Genomic DNA, 16342 nt, shown 5'->3' on the forward strand with positions numbered 1-16342 from the left:
GTGTAAAAGGTACCCGGGTTGTTTTGCTTGTGGATGGCAGGCCAATGATGATCGTTTGCATGACCTTCTCTGAGGTTGTTTGGGTGTTTAACGCACTCAAGTAGCCGAAGGCGATAGTGCAAATAAAGATCATCTTTTTTGCGCCTTTGGCGCGAAAAAAGATGAGCATTGATAATGAGAGTGATCAAGTGTCTTAAGGGCATTCGGTGGATGCCTTGGCGACAAGAGGCGATGAAGGACGTGATACGCTGCGATAAGTCATGGGGAGCTGCGAATAAGCTTTGATCCGTGAATTTCCGAATGGGGGAACCCACTCCGTATGGAGTACCCGAAAGGGAGCAAACCCGGGGAACTGAAACATCTAAGTACCCGGAGGAAAGGACATCAACCGAGACTCCGCTAGTAGTGGCGAGCGAACGCGGACCAGGCCAGTGGCTATATTTTAAGAACCGGAACCGTCTGGAAAGTCGGGCCTTAGTGGGTGACAGCCCCTTACGGGTAGAAAGAGATATAGTCCTTGAGTAGGGCGGGACACGTGAAATCCTGTCTGAACGTGGGGGGACCACCCTCCAAGCCTAAGTACTCCTTGTCGACCGATAGCGAACAAGTACCGTGAGGGAAAGGTGAAAAGCACCCCGACGAGGGGAGTGAAACAGACCCTGAAACCGGATGCCTACAAACAGTTGGAGGGCTTTGTGCCTGACAGCGTACCTTTTGTATAATGGGTCAGCGACTTAATTTAACGAGCAAGCTTAAGCCGATAGGTGTAGGCGCAGCGAAAGCGAGTCTGAACAGGGCGTTCAGTTCGTTGGATTAGACCCGAAACCGAGTGATCTAGCCATGGCCAGGTTGAAGGTGCGGTAACACGCACTGGAGGACCGAACCCACGCCTGTTGAAAAAGTCGGGGATGAGCTGTGGCTAGGGGTGAAAGGCCAATCAAACTCGGAAATAGCTGGTTCTCCGCGAAATCTATTTAGGTAGAGCGTCGGATGAATACTCTCGGGGGTAGAGCACTGGATGGGCTATGGGGGCTTACCGCCTTACTGATCCTAACCAAACTCCGAATACCGAGAAGTACTATCCGGCAGACACACAGTGGGTGCTAACGTCCATTGTGGAGAGGGAAACAACCCTGACCGCCAGTTAAGGTCCCTAAGTTATGGCTAAGTGGGAAAGGATGTAGGACTCCCAAAACAACCAGGATGTTGGCTTAGAAGCAGCCATCATTTAAAGAAAGCGTAACAGCTCACTGGTCTAAATAAGGGGTCCCGCGCCGAAAATGTACCGGGGCTCAAGCCATACACCGAAACTGCGGGTGCATCTTTGATGCGCGGTAGCGGAGCGTTCTGTAAGTCTGCGAAGGGATACCTGTGAGGGGTCCTGGAGATATCAGAAGTGCGAATGCTGACATGAGTAACGATAAAGCGGGTGAGAGACCCGCTCGCCGAAAGTCCAAGGGTTCCTGCGCAACGCTAATCGGCGCAGGGTTAGCCGGCCCCTAAGGCGAGGCCGAAAGGCGTAGTCGATGGGAATGCAGTTAATATTCTGCAGCTTGGTGGTAGTGACGGATGCAGTGTGTTGTATCTCCTTATTGGATTGGGGGTGCAGCGAATGTGTTCCAGGAAATAGCTCCACCTTATAAACCGTACCCGAAACCGACACAGGTGGACTGGTAGAGCATACCAAGGCGCTTGAGAGAACTATGCTGAAGGAACTCGGCAAAATGCTCCCGTAAGTTCGCGAGAAGGGAGACCTCAGTTCGGGCAACCGGATTGGGGTGGCACAGACCAGGGGGTGGCGACTGTTTATCAAAAACACAGGGCTCTGCGAAGCCGCAAGGCGACGTATAGGGTCTGACGCCTGCCCGGTGCTGGAAGGTTAAGAGGAGGTGTGCAAGCACCGAATTGAAGCCCCAGTAAACGGCGGCCGTAACTATAACGGTCCTAAGGTAGCGAAATTCCTTGTCGGGTAAGTTCCGACCTGCACGAATGGCGTAACGACTTCCCCGCTGTCTCCAGCATAGACTCAGTGAAATTGAATTCCCCGTGAAGATGCGGGGTTCCTGCGGTCAGACGGAAAGACCCCGTGCACCTTTACTACAGCTTCACACTGGTATTCGTCACGACATGTGTAGGATAGGTGGTAGACGTTGAAGCCTTGGCGCCAGCTGAGGTGGAGTCACCCTTGAAATACCACCCTTGTCGTCATGGATATCTAACCGCGGTACAACAATATCCGGGACCGTGTGTGGCGGGTAGTTTGACTGGGGCGGTCGCCTCCCAAATGGTAACGGAGGCGCGCGAAGGTGGGCTCAGAGCGGTCGGAAATCGCTCGTTGAGTGCAATGGCATAAGCCTGCCTGACTGCGAGACTGACAAGTCGAGCAGAGACGAAAGTCGGCCATAGTGATCCGGTGGTCCCTCGTGGAAGGGCCATCGCTCAACGGATAAAAGGTACGCCGGGGATAACAGGCTGATGATGCCCAAGAGTCCATATCGACGGCATTGTTTGGCACCTCGATGTCGACTCATCACATCCTGGGGCTGGAGCAGGTCCCAAGGGTTTGGCTGTTCGCCAATTAAAGTGGTACGTGAGTTGGGTTCAGAACGTCGCGAGACAGTTCGGTCCCTATCTGCCGTGGGTGTAGGAGAATTGAGAGGATCTGTCCCTAGTACGAGAGGACCGGGATGGACGTACCTCTGGTGGACCTGTTGTGGCGCCAGCCGCATTGCAGGGTAGCTATGTACGGAAGGGATAACCGCTGAAAGCATCTAAGCGGGAAACCCACCTCAAAACCAGTTCTCCCTGAAGAGCCGTGGAAGACCACCACGTCGATAGGAAGCGTGTGGAAGTGTGGCAACACATGAAGCTTAGCTTTACTAATAGCTCGTTCGGCTTGATCGCTCTCATTAATCAATGCTTATCTGAAATAGACCAGTTCACGACAAACTGCGCTTCGCCGGCCTGGTGGCCTCAGCGGGGAGCCCCCACCCGATCCCATCCCGAACTCGGCCGTGAAACTCCCCAGCGCCAATGGTACTGCATCTTAAGGTGTGGGAGAGTAGGTCGCCGCCAGGCCTGCTAAACGCAGTTTGAAACTCAACGATGAAACCCTTCGGGCAACGCCCAAACCAGCACCCAACAAAAAAACGCGAAGGTGCCGGCACCAGGAGCAGCCCCGCGACGCCCGCAGATCCGCCAGGATCAAGGACGCGCAAAACTAAAATCACCGGGCAAGCACAAGCCCGCGCCGGAAACCCAGGTTCCCGTGCACCAAAAAACAACGCGGGATGGAGCAGCCCGGTAGCTCGTCAGGCTCATAACCTGAAGGTCGCAGGTTCAAATCCTGCTCCCGCAACCAACAAAACAGCCGCCCAACAGGGCGGCTTTTTTGTTGGTTTGGGGTCGTCGATTTTGACCTGACGGGGCCCCCTCAAGGAGGACAAAGTCCGACGCAGAAGGGCAAAAAACTCCAAATCCTGCCAACAAAACCAACAAAACAGCCCGCATGGCAATCGCATGTGGGCTTTTTTCATGTTTGCACCCGACAAACTCCAGCGTAAAACGGGCTGACCGGTTCAAAGGCGGGTGGAGCAACCAACCCCGCCAGGAACCGGTCCCTGCGCCAATTGTGGCGCGCGCTACCCTAAGGCAACCGCCTCGTGCCGAAACGCAACATTAGAGGCTCCGAGAGTACCGGAGCATACGCCCTTCTGGACGTCCCGAGTCGCCCAGGGCGGATCTGATGGGCGCTTTTCAAGCTGTATGGGCGTGTCATCATCCGGCAATCGGTTGGTCCGGGCAGGCTCAAACCACCCGCGCCGGACCCGCTCCCTGCTTCAGACGACCTTGACGGACAGTGTGCCGACGGATTCGATGCTTGCTTCCATGGTATCGCCTGGCTTGACGGCATTTACACCCGACGGGGTCCCCGCCATGATCACATCTCCCGCCGCGAGTTCGAAATATTCGGAGAGATAGGAGATCATTTCCGGTACTTTCCAGATCATCTGGTTCAAATCACCTTCTTGCCGCAGGTCGCCATTGACCGTCAGTGCAATCCGACCCTGGTCTGGGTGACCGACATCGGACACCGGATGCAACGGGCCCACCGGCCCGGACCGCTCGAAGGCTTTGCCTATTTCCCATGGGCGTCCCATCTTCTTCATCTCGCCCTGAAGGTCTCGCCGTGTCATGTCCAGCGACACCCCGTAGCCCCAGACATGGTCAAGCGCATCGGACAGGGCGATGTTCGTGCCGCCGCTCTTCAGGCCGACGAGGAGTTCGACCTCGTGGTGCACGTCGGAGGTGTGAGGGGGGTAGGGAAATTCGCCCGAAGCATCGAGATTGTTGGGATTCTTCTGAAAAAAGAAAGGCGGTTCGCGGTTTGGATCGTGTCCCATTTCAACAGCATGCGCTGCAAAGTTCCTGCCGATGCAGTAAACACGGCGAACCGGAAAAGCCCCCCCGTCGCTCGTGGGAATGGTGTGCACCCTTGGTGTCTCGATAACATGCTCAGACATCGTTTTCCTCGCTTGCGGTCTGTTGTGTTTGGGCCCGCAGACTTGCGATACCGATTTGGGACCGCTCGCTTTATGACTTGGACCGAATGCGCAAAAAATAAACGTGTTGGCAACGCGTTTGGGTCAACCATTTCTCAGATTGGTTGGGTTCCCATCTCGCCCAAAACGACTTCCGGCATCATCCGTGAATACACCGAGCGCAGGTGCTGCTGCATCATCTGCATGGCCAGCTCGCCATTTCCGGCGGTGATCGCGCGCACGATCGCATCGTGTTCTATGAAGCTGGTATAGCCGGGCACGGGCTTGCGCGTATCGCGCGGTTGACCCCAGACAATTGAGCGGCGCACCGAGTTCAGAGTTTCGAAGAAATACAGGTAAAGCTGATTGCGCGTGCTGCGCGCGATGACGTGGTGCAACTTGTTGTCCCACGCTTCATAAGCGCGCCAGTCTTTTGCTTCGCGGCACTTCTCAGCGCAAATTTTCATTTGTTTACAATCAGATTTGCTCGCATTCATTGCCGCGAGCCGTGCGAGCTCGGGCTCGATATTGTAGCGGACCGTAACCACCTGTTCCGGCTTAATCTGGTCGCGAAGGTAGGTGACATCCTGAAGGTTCAAGACGGGCCTTGAGCCGACAAATGTGCCGCGTCCGACGTGCCGCCAGATCAGTCCCTGCGCCTCCAGATCGGCCAGCGCCTTGCGCAATTGGTTGCGCGTCGTGTCCAGACGTTTGCACAGCTCGCGCTCGGGCAGGATGCGGTCGTTCAACCGATATCCGGCGCTGTCGATCAAGTCACGCAGTCTTTGTGATAGTTCGGCTGTCTCGTTCATATCGCCACCCAATTTGCTGATTGGTTGATTGAATTAGAGCGAGAGTCATTCAACTCTTGTCAGCAAGGTTAGCAAGAGATCGCAGAAAATTGCGACACTCTGCTGCGAAAAAAACCAGTGTCGGGAGGAGACGATCGTGCGTCTAGCCACAGTGTCAGCCGGTGGGGAGAATATCTGTGCGGCCGTCCTGAATGACGACCGTCTTTTGAACCTGTCCAAGGCTGCGCACCACCTGACGGACCCTGCTGCGGAGGCATTGAAGGCGAATTCAATGCTCAATCTGATTGCAGGACCGCCGGAGACGCTCGATGTCGTACGCAGCCTCGTGGTCGACGCTGAAACCGGTGTCCTTGACGCGGCAATTCTGCCGGAAGGCGCGGAGCTGCTGGCACCGATCCCCAACATCCGCAAGAACGTTCTATGTGTCGGGCGCAACTATGCCGAACACATCACCGAAGGGGACCGGGCGCAAAAGCAACAGGTCGGGGTAACCGAGTACCCGGTTTTCTTCACCAAACCGCCGACGTCCATCGTCGGCCCCGGTGGTGATGTGCTGACCTTTCCGAGCGTTTCGAAGCAGACCGACTACGAAGTCGAGCTGGCCGTGATCATCGGCACGCCCGGGCGCAATATCGCCAAGGCGGACGCAATGAAACATGTCTTCGGCTACACCATTTTGAATGACATTTCCGCCCGGGACGTGCAGCGCCGCCATGGCGGGCAGAATTTCAAGGGAAAGGCCTTTGACGGGTCCTGCCCCATGGGTCCGTGGATCGTGACCGCGGACGCCATTGATGATCCGCATGCATTGCCGATTTCGCTGACCGTGAATGGTGAGATCCGGCAGAACGGCAACACCGCGGACATGATTTTCGATATCGAGACACTCATCGCCTCGTTGTCGGAAGGCATGACGCTGGAGCCAGGCGACATCATCGCCACCGGGACGCCGGCGGGGGTGGGATACGCCATGGACCCGCCGAGTTTTCTAAAGGATGGCGACACCGTCACTTGCAATATCTCAGGGATCGGCACGCTCACGAATCCGGTGCGCGCCGTATAAGCGATCTTCCGAAGACGCCGGTTGGACGAGGGGGATTGGAAAGAACGCGAAGGGAGGAATTAGCGTATGATGAACCGTAGAACATTCACATCGTTGCTGGCGGCGGTGCCCGTCGCCGGATTGGCTGCAAAGGGTGCCTTTGCACAAGGCCTGCGCGATATCACTTTTGTGCAGCCGAGCCCGTCTGCCATCAACTCGTTTCCGGTTTTTGTCGCCATCGGCGAAGGTTTCTTCGAAGACGAGGGCTTGAACGTGACTGTCGAAGCCATCAACGGTTCAGGCGCGGTGCTGCAGGCGTTGTCGGCAGGACAAGCGCATTTCGGCCGCCCGGGCCCCGGTCCGCTCATCGCGGCGCGCTCGCGCGGCGTGGATGCGGTGCACATCTATAACGTCGCCGCACGGAGCAACTTTGGCATCGCAGTCCAGGAAGGCTCCGACTATCAGTCTGTCGAGGACCTGCGCGGCAAGGTTATCGGGACCGGTACGGCAGACGGCGCGGAAGTCGGCTTTGCCCGCAACGTGCTGACAGGTGCCGGAATGGTCGAAGGCACTGACTTTGAGTTCCTCACCGTTGGTGACGGCGGTCCGGCAACCGCGGCGTTTCTGAACGGCGAGATTGACGCCTACTCTGCGTCTACCGCGGATACGGCCATTCTCAATCAGCGCGGCATGAAGGTGCGTGACATAACGCCCGCCGAGTTCGGCCGGTTCTTCGGCAACGGCATCGCCACAATGGCCGATACGATCGCAAACGACCGGGACCTTGTCGAAGCCTGGAGCCGTGCCTTTGCCAAGGGCCATGCCTTTGCGCTCGACGACGCCAATCGCGATGCCGTCCTTGCCCACCTTGCCGCAGGCAATCCGCAGGAAGGCGAAGACAAGGAGTTCCAGTCGGCACTGTTCGACGCGGTTCGTTCCAAGACGATCGCGGCCGGCGACACGCCGCATCTCGGCTGGTATCCGGAGGAAGTCTGGGGCGAGTGGCAGGACGCTCTTGTCGCCGGCGGAGAGATCTCCGGGCCTCTCGACGATCTGAATGCGATCTGGACCAATGAGTTCGCTGAACTCGGAAGTGCGGCCGTCGACAAATGAACGCCTCGTTGGCACATGAAAACTCCGGCGCTTCATCTGACGCGCCGGTTTACGAACTGACCAATGTCAGCAAGACCTACGCGCGCAACGCGGTGGTCGCGCTGGAGAACGTGGACCTCACCCTCCGTCACGGGAGCTTCACGTCGGTCATCGGATCAAGCGGCTGCGGGAAATCGACCCTGCTAAAGATCATGGCAGGGCTCATTCCGCCCACGAAAGGCCGCGTGATCCTTCAGGACAAGCCTGTTACAGGCCCGCGTCGGGACATCGGAATGATGTTCCAGCAGGCCACGCTCTTCCCCTGGAAGACTGCCGTCGAGAACATCGTGCTGCCGATCGAGATCCGTGACGGCAAGGCGGCCGCCAAGCAGGCGAGAGCAAAGGCGCATGATCTTCTCGACATTGTCGGGTTGAAAGGGTTCGAAAACGTTTATCCCAATGAACTGTCCGGCGGCATGGCGCAACGCGCGTCGATCTGCCGGATGCTGATTACCGAACCGGCGGTTCTGCTTTTGGACGAGCCGTTCAGTGCACTCGACGAGTTGTCGCGCGACATGATGAATATGGAATTGCAGAGAATTTGCCGTGAGCAGGACGCAACGGCCTTTCTTGTCACGCATTCCATCCAGGAAGCTGTGATACTGTCGGATGAGATTGTCGTGATGAAACCCCGCCCAGGCCGAATTGCGGAGATCGTCCACGTCGATCTGCCCCGGCCGCGCACGCTCGATATGATGACGACACCCAGATTTGGCGAAATCGTGGATCACATTCGCAGCATGTTGGACAAGGGAGAAAACATGTGACTGATGCGCCCACCAATCAACGGCTGGAGACCGGGGCAGCGGACGATACCGTCTGGACACAGGAAGTCGCCTTCATCGATTCCGTGCCCCGTTCGATCGCCATGACATTCGTGTTCGTGGTTTTCATCGGCACGTGGGATCTGGTGACGCGCCTGGGGCTCGTTTCGCCGATCATTCTGCCCACGCCGTGGGAGACATTCAGCGACATGATTTTTGTCGGGAGCAATCTCCTGAGCGGTGGCTACATGCTTGGGGCGCTTTGGATCACGGTCAAGGAAGTGATCTACGGCTTCGCGCTTGCCATCGCCATCGGCTTCTCGCTCGGCGTCCTCGTCGGCGAAACGGCGTTCGGGGAAAAGGCTGTCATGCCCTACCTGGTCGCGATCGACACCATGCCGAAAGTCGCCTTTGCGCCCCTGTTTGTTGCCTGGCTGGGCTTCGGCATCGAATCCAAGGTGGCTCTGGCAGCGTTTATCGCCACCTTCCCGATCGTGGTCGGGACGGCGGCGGGCCTGCACTCGGCAGACGAGAATGCCCGCATGCTCTTCAAGACCATGGGCGCAAGCCGGATGCAGACATTGATCAAGATGAAGCTTCCCACCGGGCTGCCGCAGATCTTCACGGGCCTCAAGATCGGCGCCGTCGGCGTCATGGCCGGTGCGATTACCGGCGAATTCCTGGGCGGCGGCAAGGGCTTTGGTGAACTGATCAGGGTCGCGGCCTCCCAGCTCAACACACCTCGGGTGTTCTCGCTGATCCTGTATCTGAGCCTCGTCGGGTTGGCGCTGTACCTTATCGTGCAATGGACGCAGCGCAGGATCGTCTTCTGGCAGAAGGAATCCGTAGGTGCACACGATCACTGACCCATCCACCATACCGGTGCAGCGCCTGCGCGATTTCGTTTCGGCGGCGCTGCAGTCGAAGGGCGTCCCGCGTGATGATGCCGTCAAGGTCGCCACGCTCATGGTGGAAGCGGACATCTTCGGCTATGGCACACACGGTGTTTTCCGCCTGCGGCAGTACCTGGCACGTTTGGACGGCGGCGGCTGCAACCCGACCCCGTCGGTGACCGTGGCACATGAAACGATTGCCACGGGCGTGATCGACGGGGACGACGGGCTCGGTCATCTTGCAATGTCCGCGGCGCGTGATCTTGCCATCGAAAAGGCACGTGCGGCCGGGATCGGCTGGGTTGGCGTCCGCCGCGGCAATCATGCCGGCCCCCTGGCGCTCTACGTGAGGCCACAGGCCGAAGCTGGTCTGCTTGGCATGGCGGCGGCAGTCGGAAGCGCAAACCACGTTCCTCCATACGGAGGAACCGACCTTCTTCTGGGGACCAACCCGATTGCGTTCTCCGCGCCCGCGGCCGGTGCCGATCCTTTCGTATTCGACATGGCCACCACCGTTGCAGCGATGGGAAAGATAAAAACGCTTCTGCAACAGGGCAAGGAGATGCCGGAAGGCTGGATGGTTGGACGGGACGGTAAACCGCTCACCGATCCGACCCGGAAATCAGAGGGCTTCCTCCTGCCGATTGGCGGCCCGAAGGGATTTGGTTTGTCGGTTGCTATCGGCCTTATGGCAGGTGTCCTCAATGGGGCAGCCTTCGGGTCAGACGTCGTCGACTTCACGAACGACACGACGTCTTCCACCAACACCGGGCTGTTTGTCATGGCACTTGACCCCGCAGCCTTCGGAATTGGGGACGGTTTTGCGAGTGCCTCCAGCCGGGTCTTTGACGAGATGCGGGCCTCGGAACCCCTGCCGGGTCATGACCCTGTGCGTTTGCCGGGTGATGGAAAGACGGCGTCGGCCGATGCACGCCGATCCAGCGGCCTTGCCCTGAACCCCGCTCTGCGGCGCGACCTGAATGTGCTTGCTGCTGATTGCGGACTAGAAGCACCGTTTCCGGATGAACCCGCAAAAGGCTGACAACGCGACTGGGTGAGGCCCGTCCGCGTGAGAAGCGATGCGAGGGGTGTTCCTCCGACAGCGGCAAGTTGAACGCGCACTCAGACCAGTGTGCCTCAGACGCCCTTATCGTCGGGTGCGTTCTGGAGCCAGCGCATCACCGAGCTTTGCTTGTTTTTCATGTGAACAATCAGGATTGCCGCAAGCTTCTTGCCATCGCGCGCTTCCAGCGCCCGAATAATTTCATTGTGTTCGTCCACGGCTTCGCCCCAGCGCTCGTCAGACATGTTGGCCGCATATCGTGCGCGCAGCATGCGTGCTGACAATGCCATGCTGGAGTTGGCCAGCGTCTCGTTTCTTGCCGCGGAAAGTATGCCGAGATGGATTTCCTGGTTGAATTTGAAATACGCGGCCAGGTCCCTGTCACGATAGCTTTGTATCATCGCGTCGTGAAGCGAGCGGATCCTGGCAATTTCCTCATCAGAAATCTTTTCGCAGGCCAGCTCCCCCGACAGGCCCTCAAGAACGGCGAGCACCGGAAAGACCTCTTCGACCTCTTCGATCGTGATCGCGGTGACCCACGCTCCGCGATTTGGTTCCAAGCGCACCAAACCCTCTGCGGCCAAGACCTTCAGCGCTTCGCGCAAGGGGGTCCGTGAGACACTGAACTGTTCGCAAAGGGCCTTTTCAGGGACTTTTTTGTCCGGGGCCATTTGGCCTTCAATGATCAAAGGACGCAGACGCTCCACCAATTCAAGATGAAGCGACCTTCGTTCGATTATCATGTTCGCGGATAGATCAGTCATTTGCAGCGTTTACACTCGTTTCAGTGCCAAGTCGAGAAGTTGGGCTACGTGCATCGGATTGCGATCGGTGTTGTCTGCGATCTGGTGGCGACAGGACGTGCCATCGGCCACGATAACGGCATCGCCGGACGCGGCGCGCGCAGCGGGAAGAACGTCCAGTTCGGCCATCTTTATCGACGTGTCATAGGTGTCCGCACCGTAGCCGAATGCGCCTGCCATGCCACAGCAGCTGCTCTCGATCTTGGTAACTTTGGTGTCCGGCAAGAGTGCCAGCGTTCGTTCGATTGCCGGCATGACCCCCATTGCCTTCTGGTGGCAATGCCCGTGCAAAGTGACCTCGGCCGCCGGAGATCGAAGGTGCGACGTGAACTGCGGATTGTCCTTTTGATCGGCAATGAACTCCTCGAGCATCAGTGCCAGCTTGGCGATCCTTGCGCTGTCTTCTCCGGGCAACAGAACCGGTATCTCGTCGCGAAGGGTCAAGAGGCAGCTTGGTTCCAGGCCGATGATGGGAACGCCACGTTCTGCATATGGCATAAGCGCATCGACAAGCCGTTTGGCCTCCTGCCGCGCCTGATCAACCAATCCGACCGACAGAAACGTACGGCCACAACACAACGGACGGCCATTGCCGGAAGGTTTTACCACATCAACCGAACTGCCCGTGGCGTTCAGAACCCGGACTGCCGCGCGCAGGTTTTCAGGCTCGAAATAGCGGTTGAAACTGTCGGCAAACAAGACCACGTCCGGTGCGGATGTCGCGCTGACCTCGGTGTCCTTGAACGGTTTGCCGTCCCATCTGGGCAAGGGGCGTTTCGCTGTGAAACCCGTCAATCGTTCGGTGGCTTTGGCCAATCCGGGCACCTTGTCCCGCAGGTTCATGAGAAAGGGCAACTTCGCTGCCCAGGGAGCGTATCTCGGCATGTAGCCAACAAGCCGATCATGAAGGCTCAGGCCATGCGTCTTGGTGCGGGCGGAAAGCACCTCGATCTTCATCCGCGCCATGTCCACACCTGTCGGACACTCGCGCTTGCAGCCCTTGCAGGACACGCAAAGCTTCATTGCATCTGCCATCTCGTCGGATGCCAGTGCGTCCGGCCCCAGCTGCCCGGAGATCGCAAGACGGAGGGTATTGGCGCGGCCGCGGGTCAGGTCCTTTTCCTTGCGCGTCACCCGAAATGATGGGCACATGACGCCCCCCTTCAGTTTGCGGCAGGCTCCATTGTTGTTGCACATTTCAACCGCGCCCTGAAATCCGCCGTCTTTCCCCGGCCACTCGGACCAATCCAGTTCGGTGGTCAGGGATGAGGTCCGGTAGTCCGGTCCATAGCGAAACAGCCTGCGGTCATCCATCTTCGGCGGATTGACGATTTTGCCGGGATTGAACACGCCGATCGGGTCGAAGCGGTTCTTCACCTCCTCAAAGGTCGCAACCATCCGAGAGCCAAACATCTTTTCATGAAATTCCGAGCGGACGATGCCGTCACCATGCTCACCTGAATGCGACCCCTTGTAGCGGGCGACAAGATCAAAGCACTCTTCGGCAATCGCGCGCATCGTGGCGACGTCATTGTCCAGCTTCAAATTCAGCACCGGGCGCACGTGCAGACACCCGACGGACGCATGTGCGTACCATGTACCTGTGGTGCCGTGACGTTCAAAAATCTCCGTGAGCCCGGCCGTGTAAGCGGCAAGGTCAGGCAGTTCGACCGCACAATCCTCGACAAACGATACGGGCTTCCCGGCGGTCTTCATGGACATCATTATGTTGAGGCCGGATTTGCGCAGTTCAGCGATCTGTCCCTGCAGGCCTGCATCCGTCACCGCGGTGACGCCGCCCCAGGCCTTGCCGGTCCCGGTCCAGGAGTACCCGAGGTCGCCCATCATCTGGTCGAGGTCTCTTAACTTTTGCTCCCCGTTGGTTCGCGTGAATTCCACCAGAAGCAAAGCCTCCGGCGTGCCGGTTACAAAATTCTCGATTGTCCTGGCAAAAAGCGGAATGTCGCGGGCCAGCGCGATCATCGTGTGATCGACCAACTCAACGCCCTCGGGATCAAGCGTCACCAGATGCTGTGCGGCATCCATTGCCTGATGGAAGGTCGGGAAGTGACACACACCCAGGGCCTTGCCGTCCTGAAGCGGGGAGAGCTTCAGCTCGATCGCGGTGGTGTAGGCAAGCGTGCCTTCCGAGCCGACAAGAAGATGCGCGAGGTTCTGGGTGTCGGGTCCGGAAGTCAGTGCGTCGATGTTATAGCCACCCACGCGGCGCATGACATTGGGGAACCGGGCAGCAATTTCCGCCGCTTCCCTCTGGCCGATCGCCGCAAGATCATGGGAAAGCGCCTGATAGACCGCATTCTGCTCGGCTAGACCCGTCCCGAACCTGTGTTTGCTGCCATCAGCCAGGATCGCGTCGATCGACAGGACATTGTCCCGCATCATGCCGTATCGGATGGATTTCCCGCCGCAGGAGTTGTTCCCCGCCATCCCGCCAATGGTCGCGCGCGACGCGGTAGAGACATCGACCGGGAACCAAAGCCCATGCGGTTTGAGCACCCGGTTCAGTTCATCGAGCACGATGCCCGGGCGCACGACACAACGCCTGTTGGCGATGTCGAGTTCGAGAATGTCGTTGAAATATTCGGTGTTGTCCAGAACCAGAGCTTCGTTGACGGTCTGCCCGCACTGGGACGTGCCGCTGCCGCGGGCCAGGATCGGGATGCCTTGATCGCGCGCGCAGTCAATCGCCGCCAGGATGTCGTTTTCGGATCTCGGCGCCAGCACGCCCACCGGCATCATCTGATAGATCGATGCGTCCGTCGCGTAGCGGCCGCGCGAGAACGGATCGAACATCAGATCGCCCGACACCCTTTTTGAAAGTTCACGCGCAATGTCGTTCAACGGCGGGATCCTCGGCTTGCCAACTCAGAAAATGAATTATGAATTAAAAATTGCATATTCACAACTTCAATGTCATTCTGTGGCGCACGTTCAAACGCAGGTCCCACAAGGTTCGATTTATGAGACAAGCTGGTCGTCATTTTCTGCAAATTCCCGGCCCCAGTTCGGTTCCGGACCGCATATTGCGCGCAATCTCCGGTCAGGTGATTGACCACAGGGGACCGGCGTTCGCCAAGGTCGGTGCGCAGGCCCTGGAAGGGATCAAGACCATCTTCAAGACCGAGCAGAACGTGGTGATCTATCCATCCTCGGGCACGGGCGGTTGGGAGGCGGCCCTGGTCAATGTCTTGTCGCCGGGCGACCGGGTGCTGATGTTCGAGACCGGGCATTTTGCGACATTGTGGAAAAAGATCGCCGAAAAACTCGATTTGAAGCCCGAGTTCATCGAAGGCGACTGGCGCGGCGGAGCCGACCCGGACCAGATCGAGGCCTATCTGGCTGAGGACACAAATCACGAGATCAAGGCCGTCTGCGTTGTTCACAACGAGACGTCGACCGGGTCCGTTTCGCCGATTGCCGCCATCCGCAAGGCCATCGACAATGCGGGACATCCGGCCTTGTTCATGGTGGATACGATCTCGGGTCTCGCGTCGCTCGACTATCAGCACGACGAATGGGGTGTTGATGTGACCGTTTCCGGATCGCAAAAGGGATTGATGTTGCCGCCGGGACTGTCGTTCAACGCGATAAGTGCAAAGGCCATGTCGGCGAACGGTTCGGCCATGCTGAAGCGGTCCTACTGGGACTGGGCGGATATGGTCGGTCCGAACAAGACGGGATATTTCCCGTACACGCCCGCCACGAACCTTCTCTACGGGCTGAATGTCGCCATTGAGATGCTGCACGAGGAAGGGTTGGAAAACGTCTTCGCCCGGCACGCGCGTCACGGGGCAGCTGCACGTACTGCCGTCCGCACCTGGGGACTGGAAGTTCTTTGCAACAAGCAGGGGCAGGAAAGCGGTGTGCTGACGGCTGTCATGGTCCCGGAAGGCCACAGCGCCGATGCGTTCAGAGCAACGACTTTGGAGCACTACGATATTTCTCTGGGCAACGGCCTGTCGAAGGTCGCCGACAAGGTGTTCCGCATTGGCCATCTCGGTGACTTCAACGATCTCATGCTGGTCGCAACACTGGCAGGCGTCGAAATGGGTCTGACAAAGGCCGGAATTCCCCACAATGCAGGGGGAGTCGGAGCTGCGATGGCGATGCTGGAGAACACGCAAATCGCGGCAGAGTGACGAAAACAGTCACATTTCCAAGGGAGGAAACACACATGACCATCAAGGCAATTCTCATTGCAACAGCCGCTGCGATTGGCGGAACAAGCGGTGCCTTTGCCGCCGACATCACCCTGAAGTTTGGCCATGTCGGCAATCCTGGTTCACTGTTCGAGGCAAGCGTCGACAATTTCGCAGAATGTGTGAATTCGTCGATGGGCGGCAAAGTCGAGGTGCAGACGTTCGGCTCTTCTCAGTTGGGCAAGGACAAGGAACTTCTGCAAAAGCTGAAGCTGGGTCAGGTCGACTTCGCGCTTCCCTCGTCCGTCATGTCTTCGGTCGATGACACGTTCGGCATTTTCGAGATGCCCTACATCATCCGCGACCGCGATCACATGCGCCGTGTCCAGGACGCGATGATGGACAAGTTTCAGGCAGCCGCGAACGGTGGCGGATATCACATTGTCGGCCTGGCCGAGAACGGCTTCCGCCACATCACCAACAACACGCGGCCGATCAATGAGCCGGGTGACCTTGAAGGCATCAAGCTTCGCACGCCCAATGGTGTGTGGCGTGTCAAGATGTTCACGGAATACGGTGCAAACCCGACGCCAATGGCGTTTTCGGACGTGTTCACCGCGTTGCAGACCGGCGTGATGGATGGCCAGGAAAATCCCTATGCACAGATCGCATCCGCAAAGTTCCAGGAGGTCCAGAAGTACCTGTCAATTACCGGGCATGTCTACACACCTGCCTATATCCTCGCGTCGCAGAAGGGTTTTGCGAAACTGCCGGAAGATGTGCAGGCCGGGCTGACCGAATGTGCGGCGTCCACGCAGGACTTCACCTACGAAAAGGCGGCCCAGCTGGAAACCGAATTGCTGGACGTCATCAAGGCCGCCGGTGTCGAGGTCAATGAGGCGAACAAGGATGCGTTCGTCGAGGCATCCGCGCCGATCTACAAGGCGTTCGCCGATGAGGTCGAAGGCGGGCAGGACATGATTGACCAGGTTCTGGGCCTGGCAAATACCAACTGACGCTTGTAACGGGCAGCGGGCAATCCGCTGCCCTTTCATTCTTGTGGCCATTAAGATCCGCGTGAGCCTCCCTTCGGCTCCTGCAAGAAGACAAGG

Annotated in this window: 11 protein-coding genes, 1 tRNA gene and 2 rRNA genes; 10 read left to right on the top strand and 4 right to left on the bottom strand. The window is 58.1% G+C overall.

Going from position 1 to position 16342, the window contains the following annotated elements:
* Nucleotides 1-182 precede the first annotated feature (182 nt).
* The 3 genes from ACO08A_RS13575 (at nucleotide 183) to ACO08A_RS13585 (ending at nucleotide 3361) form a co-directional block, all read left to right on the top strand.
* Nucleotides 183-2904: ribosomal RNA gene (locus tag ACO08A_RS13575) — 23S ribosomal RNA — on the top strand.
* A 59-nt stretch (nucleotides 2905-2963) separates the two neighbouring features.
* A 5S ribosomal RNA gene (gene rrf / locus ACO08A_RS13580) occupies nucleotides 2964-3078 on the top strand.
* Nucleotides 3079-3284: 206 nt separating this feature from the next.
* Nucleotides 3285-3361 (top strand) — tRNA-Met (locus tag ACO08A_RS13585).
* Between the two features lie 478 nt (nucleotides 3362-3839).
* Here ACO08A_RS13585 and ACO08A_RS13590 read toward each other — a convergent pair.
* Together ACO08A_RS13590 and ACO08A_RS13595 are read right to left on the bottom strand one after the other, a co-directional pair.
* Nucleotides 3840-4523: a fumarylacetoacetate hydrolase family protein gene (locus ACO08A_RS13590; protein ID WP_422041547.1), complete on the bottom strand. Its 684-nt coding sequence runs from the start codon at nucleotides 4521-4523 to the stop codon at nucleotides 3840-3842.
* 134 nt (nucleotides 4524-4657) lie between these two features.
* Nucleotides 4658-5353, bottom strand: a complete 696-nt coding sequence (locus tag ACO08A_RS13595; protein ID WP_422041548.1) for a FadR/GntR family transcriptional regulator — start codon at nucleotides 5351-5353, stop codon at nucleotides 4658-4660.
* A 136-nt stretch (nucleotides 5354-5489) separates the two neighbouring features.
* On the opposite strand from ACO08A_RS13595, the gene ACO08A_RS13600 reads away from it, so the two are divergent.
* The 5 genes from ACO08A_RS13600 (at nucleotide 5490) to ACO08A_RS13620 (ending at nucleotide 10246) form a co-directional block, all read left to right on the top strand.
* Entirely contained in the window at nucleotides 5490-6416 is a 927-nt protein-coding gene (locus ACO08A_RS13600; RefSeq protein WP_422041549.1) for a fumarylacetoacetate hydrolase family protein, read from the top strand.
* Between the two features lie 66 nt (nucleotides 6417-6482).
* Nucleotides 6483-7508, top strand: coding sequence for an ABC transporter substrate-binding protein (locus tag ACO08A_RS13605; RefSeq protein WP_420334355.1), 1026 nt, complete (start codon nucleotides 6483-6485; stop codon nucleotides 7506-7508).
* Between the two features lie 8 nt (nucleotides 7509-7516).
* Nucleotides 7517-8314: an ABC transporter ATP-binding protein gene (locus ACO08A_RS13610; protein ID WP_421980651.1), complete on the top strand. Its 798-nt coding sequence runs from the start codon at nucleotides 7517-7519 to the stop codon at nucleotides 8312-8314.
* The gene (locus tag ACO08A_RS13615) at nucleotides 8311-9177 is read left to right on the top strand and encodes an ABC transporter permease (RefSeq protein WP_422041550.1); all 867 of its coding nucleotides are present in this window, start codon (nucleotides 8311-8313) and stop codon (nucleotides 9175-9177) included. Before ACO08A_RS13610 ends, ACO08A_RS13615 begins: the two co-directional genes overlap by 4 nt.
* Nucleotides 9161-10246 (top strand): Ldh family oxidoreductase, encoded by a 1086-nt coding sequence (locus ACO08A_RS13620; RefSeq protein WP_422041551.1) that lies wholly within the window; start codon nucleotides 9161-9163, stop codon nucleotides 10244-10246. The genes ACO08A_RS13615 and ACO08A_RS13620 overlap by 17 nt, the downstream gene beginning before the upstream one ends.
* Nucleotides 10247-10341: 95 nt before the next feature.
* On the opposite strand, the gene ACO08A_RS13625 is transcribed toward ACO08A_RS13620, so the two are convergent.
* Nucleotides 10342-11031 (bottom strand): GntR family transcriptional regulator, encoded by a 690-nt coding sequence (locus tag ACO08A_RS13625; protein WP_422041552.1) that lies wholly within the window; start codon nucleotides 11029-11031, stop codon nucleotides 10342-10344.
* Nucleotides 11032-11040: 9 nt separating this feature from the next.
* Nucleotides 11041-13884, bottom strand: a complete 2844-nt coding sequence (locus ACO08A_RS13630) for an FAD-binding and (Fe-S)-binding domain-containing protein (RefSeq protein ID WP_422041758.1) — start codon at nucleotides 13882-13884, stop codon at nucleotides 11041-11043.
* Nucleotides 13885-14051: 167 nt separating this feature from the next.
* On the opposite strand from ACO08A_RS13630, the gene ACO08A_RS13635 reads away from it, so the two are divergent.
* Together ACO08A_RS13635 and ACO08A_RS13640 are read left to right on the top strand one after the other, a co-directional pair.
* Nucleotides 14052-15230 (top strand): pyridoxal-phosphate-dependent aminotransferase family protein, encoded by a 1179-nt coding sequence (locus ACO08A_RS13635; protein WP_422041553.1) that lies wholly within the window; start codon nucleotides 14052-14054, stop codon nucleotides 15228-15230.
* 35 nt (nucleotides 15231-15265) lie between these two features.
* Nucleotides 15266-16246: a TRAP transporter substrate-binding protein gene (locus ACO08A_RS13640; protein WP_422041554.1), complete on the top strand. Its 981-nt coding sequence runs from the start codon at nucleotides 15266-15268 to the stop codon at nucleotides 16244-16246.
* The last annotated feature ends 96 nt before the right edge of the window (nucleotides 16247-16342 follow it).

The sequence above is a fragment of the Roseibium sp. genome (assembly GCF_965232425.1).
Taxonomy (GTDB): Bacteria; Pseudomonadota; Alphaproteobacteria; order Rhizobiales; family Stappiaceae; genus Roseibium.

Coding starts and splice junctions, on each gene's coding strand:
- ACO08A_RS13605 (WP_420334355.1), top strand. CDS start 6,483: ATGATGAACCGTAGAACATTCACATCGTTGCTGGCGGCGGTGCCCGTC.
- ACO08A_RS13590 (WP_422041547.1), bottom strand. CDS start 4,523: ATGTCTGAGCATGTTATCGAGACACCAAGGGTGCACACCATTCCCACG.
- ACO08A_RS13635 (WP_422041553.1), top strand. CDS start 14,052: ATGAGACAAGCTGGTCGTCATTTTCTGCAAATTCCCGGCCCCAGTTCG.
- ACO08A_RS13630 (WP_422041758.1), bottom strand. CDS start 13,884: ATGTTCGATCCGTTCTCGCGCGGCCGCTACGCGACGGACGCATCGATC.
- ACO08A_RS13640 (WP_422041554.1), top strand. CDS start 15,266: ATGACCATCAAGGCAATTCTCATTGCAACAGCCGCTGCGATTGGCGGA.
- ACO08A_RS13595 (WP_422041548.1), bottom strand. CDS start 5,353: ATGAACGAGACAGCCGAACTATCACAAAGACTGCGTGACTTGATCGAC.
- ACO08A_RS13625 (WP_422041552.1), bottom strand. CDS start 11,031: ATGACTGATCTATCCGCGAACATGATAATCGAACGAAGGTCGCTTCAT.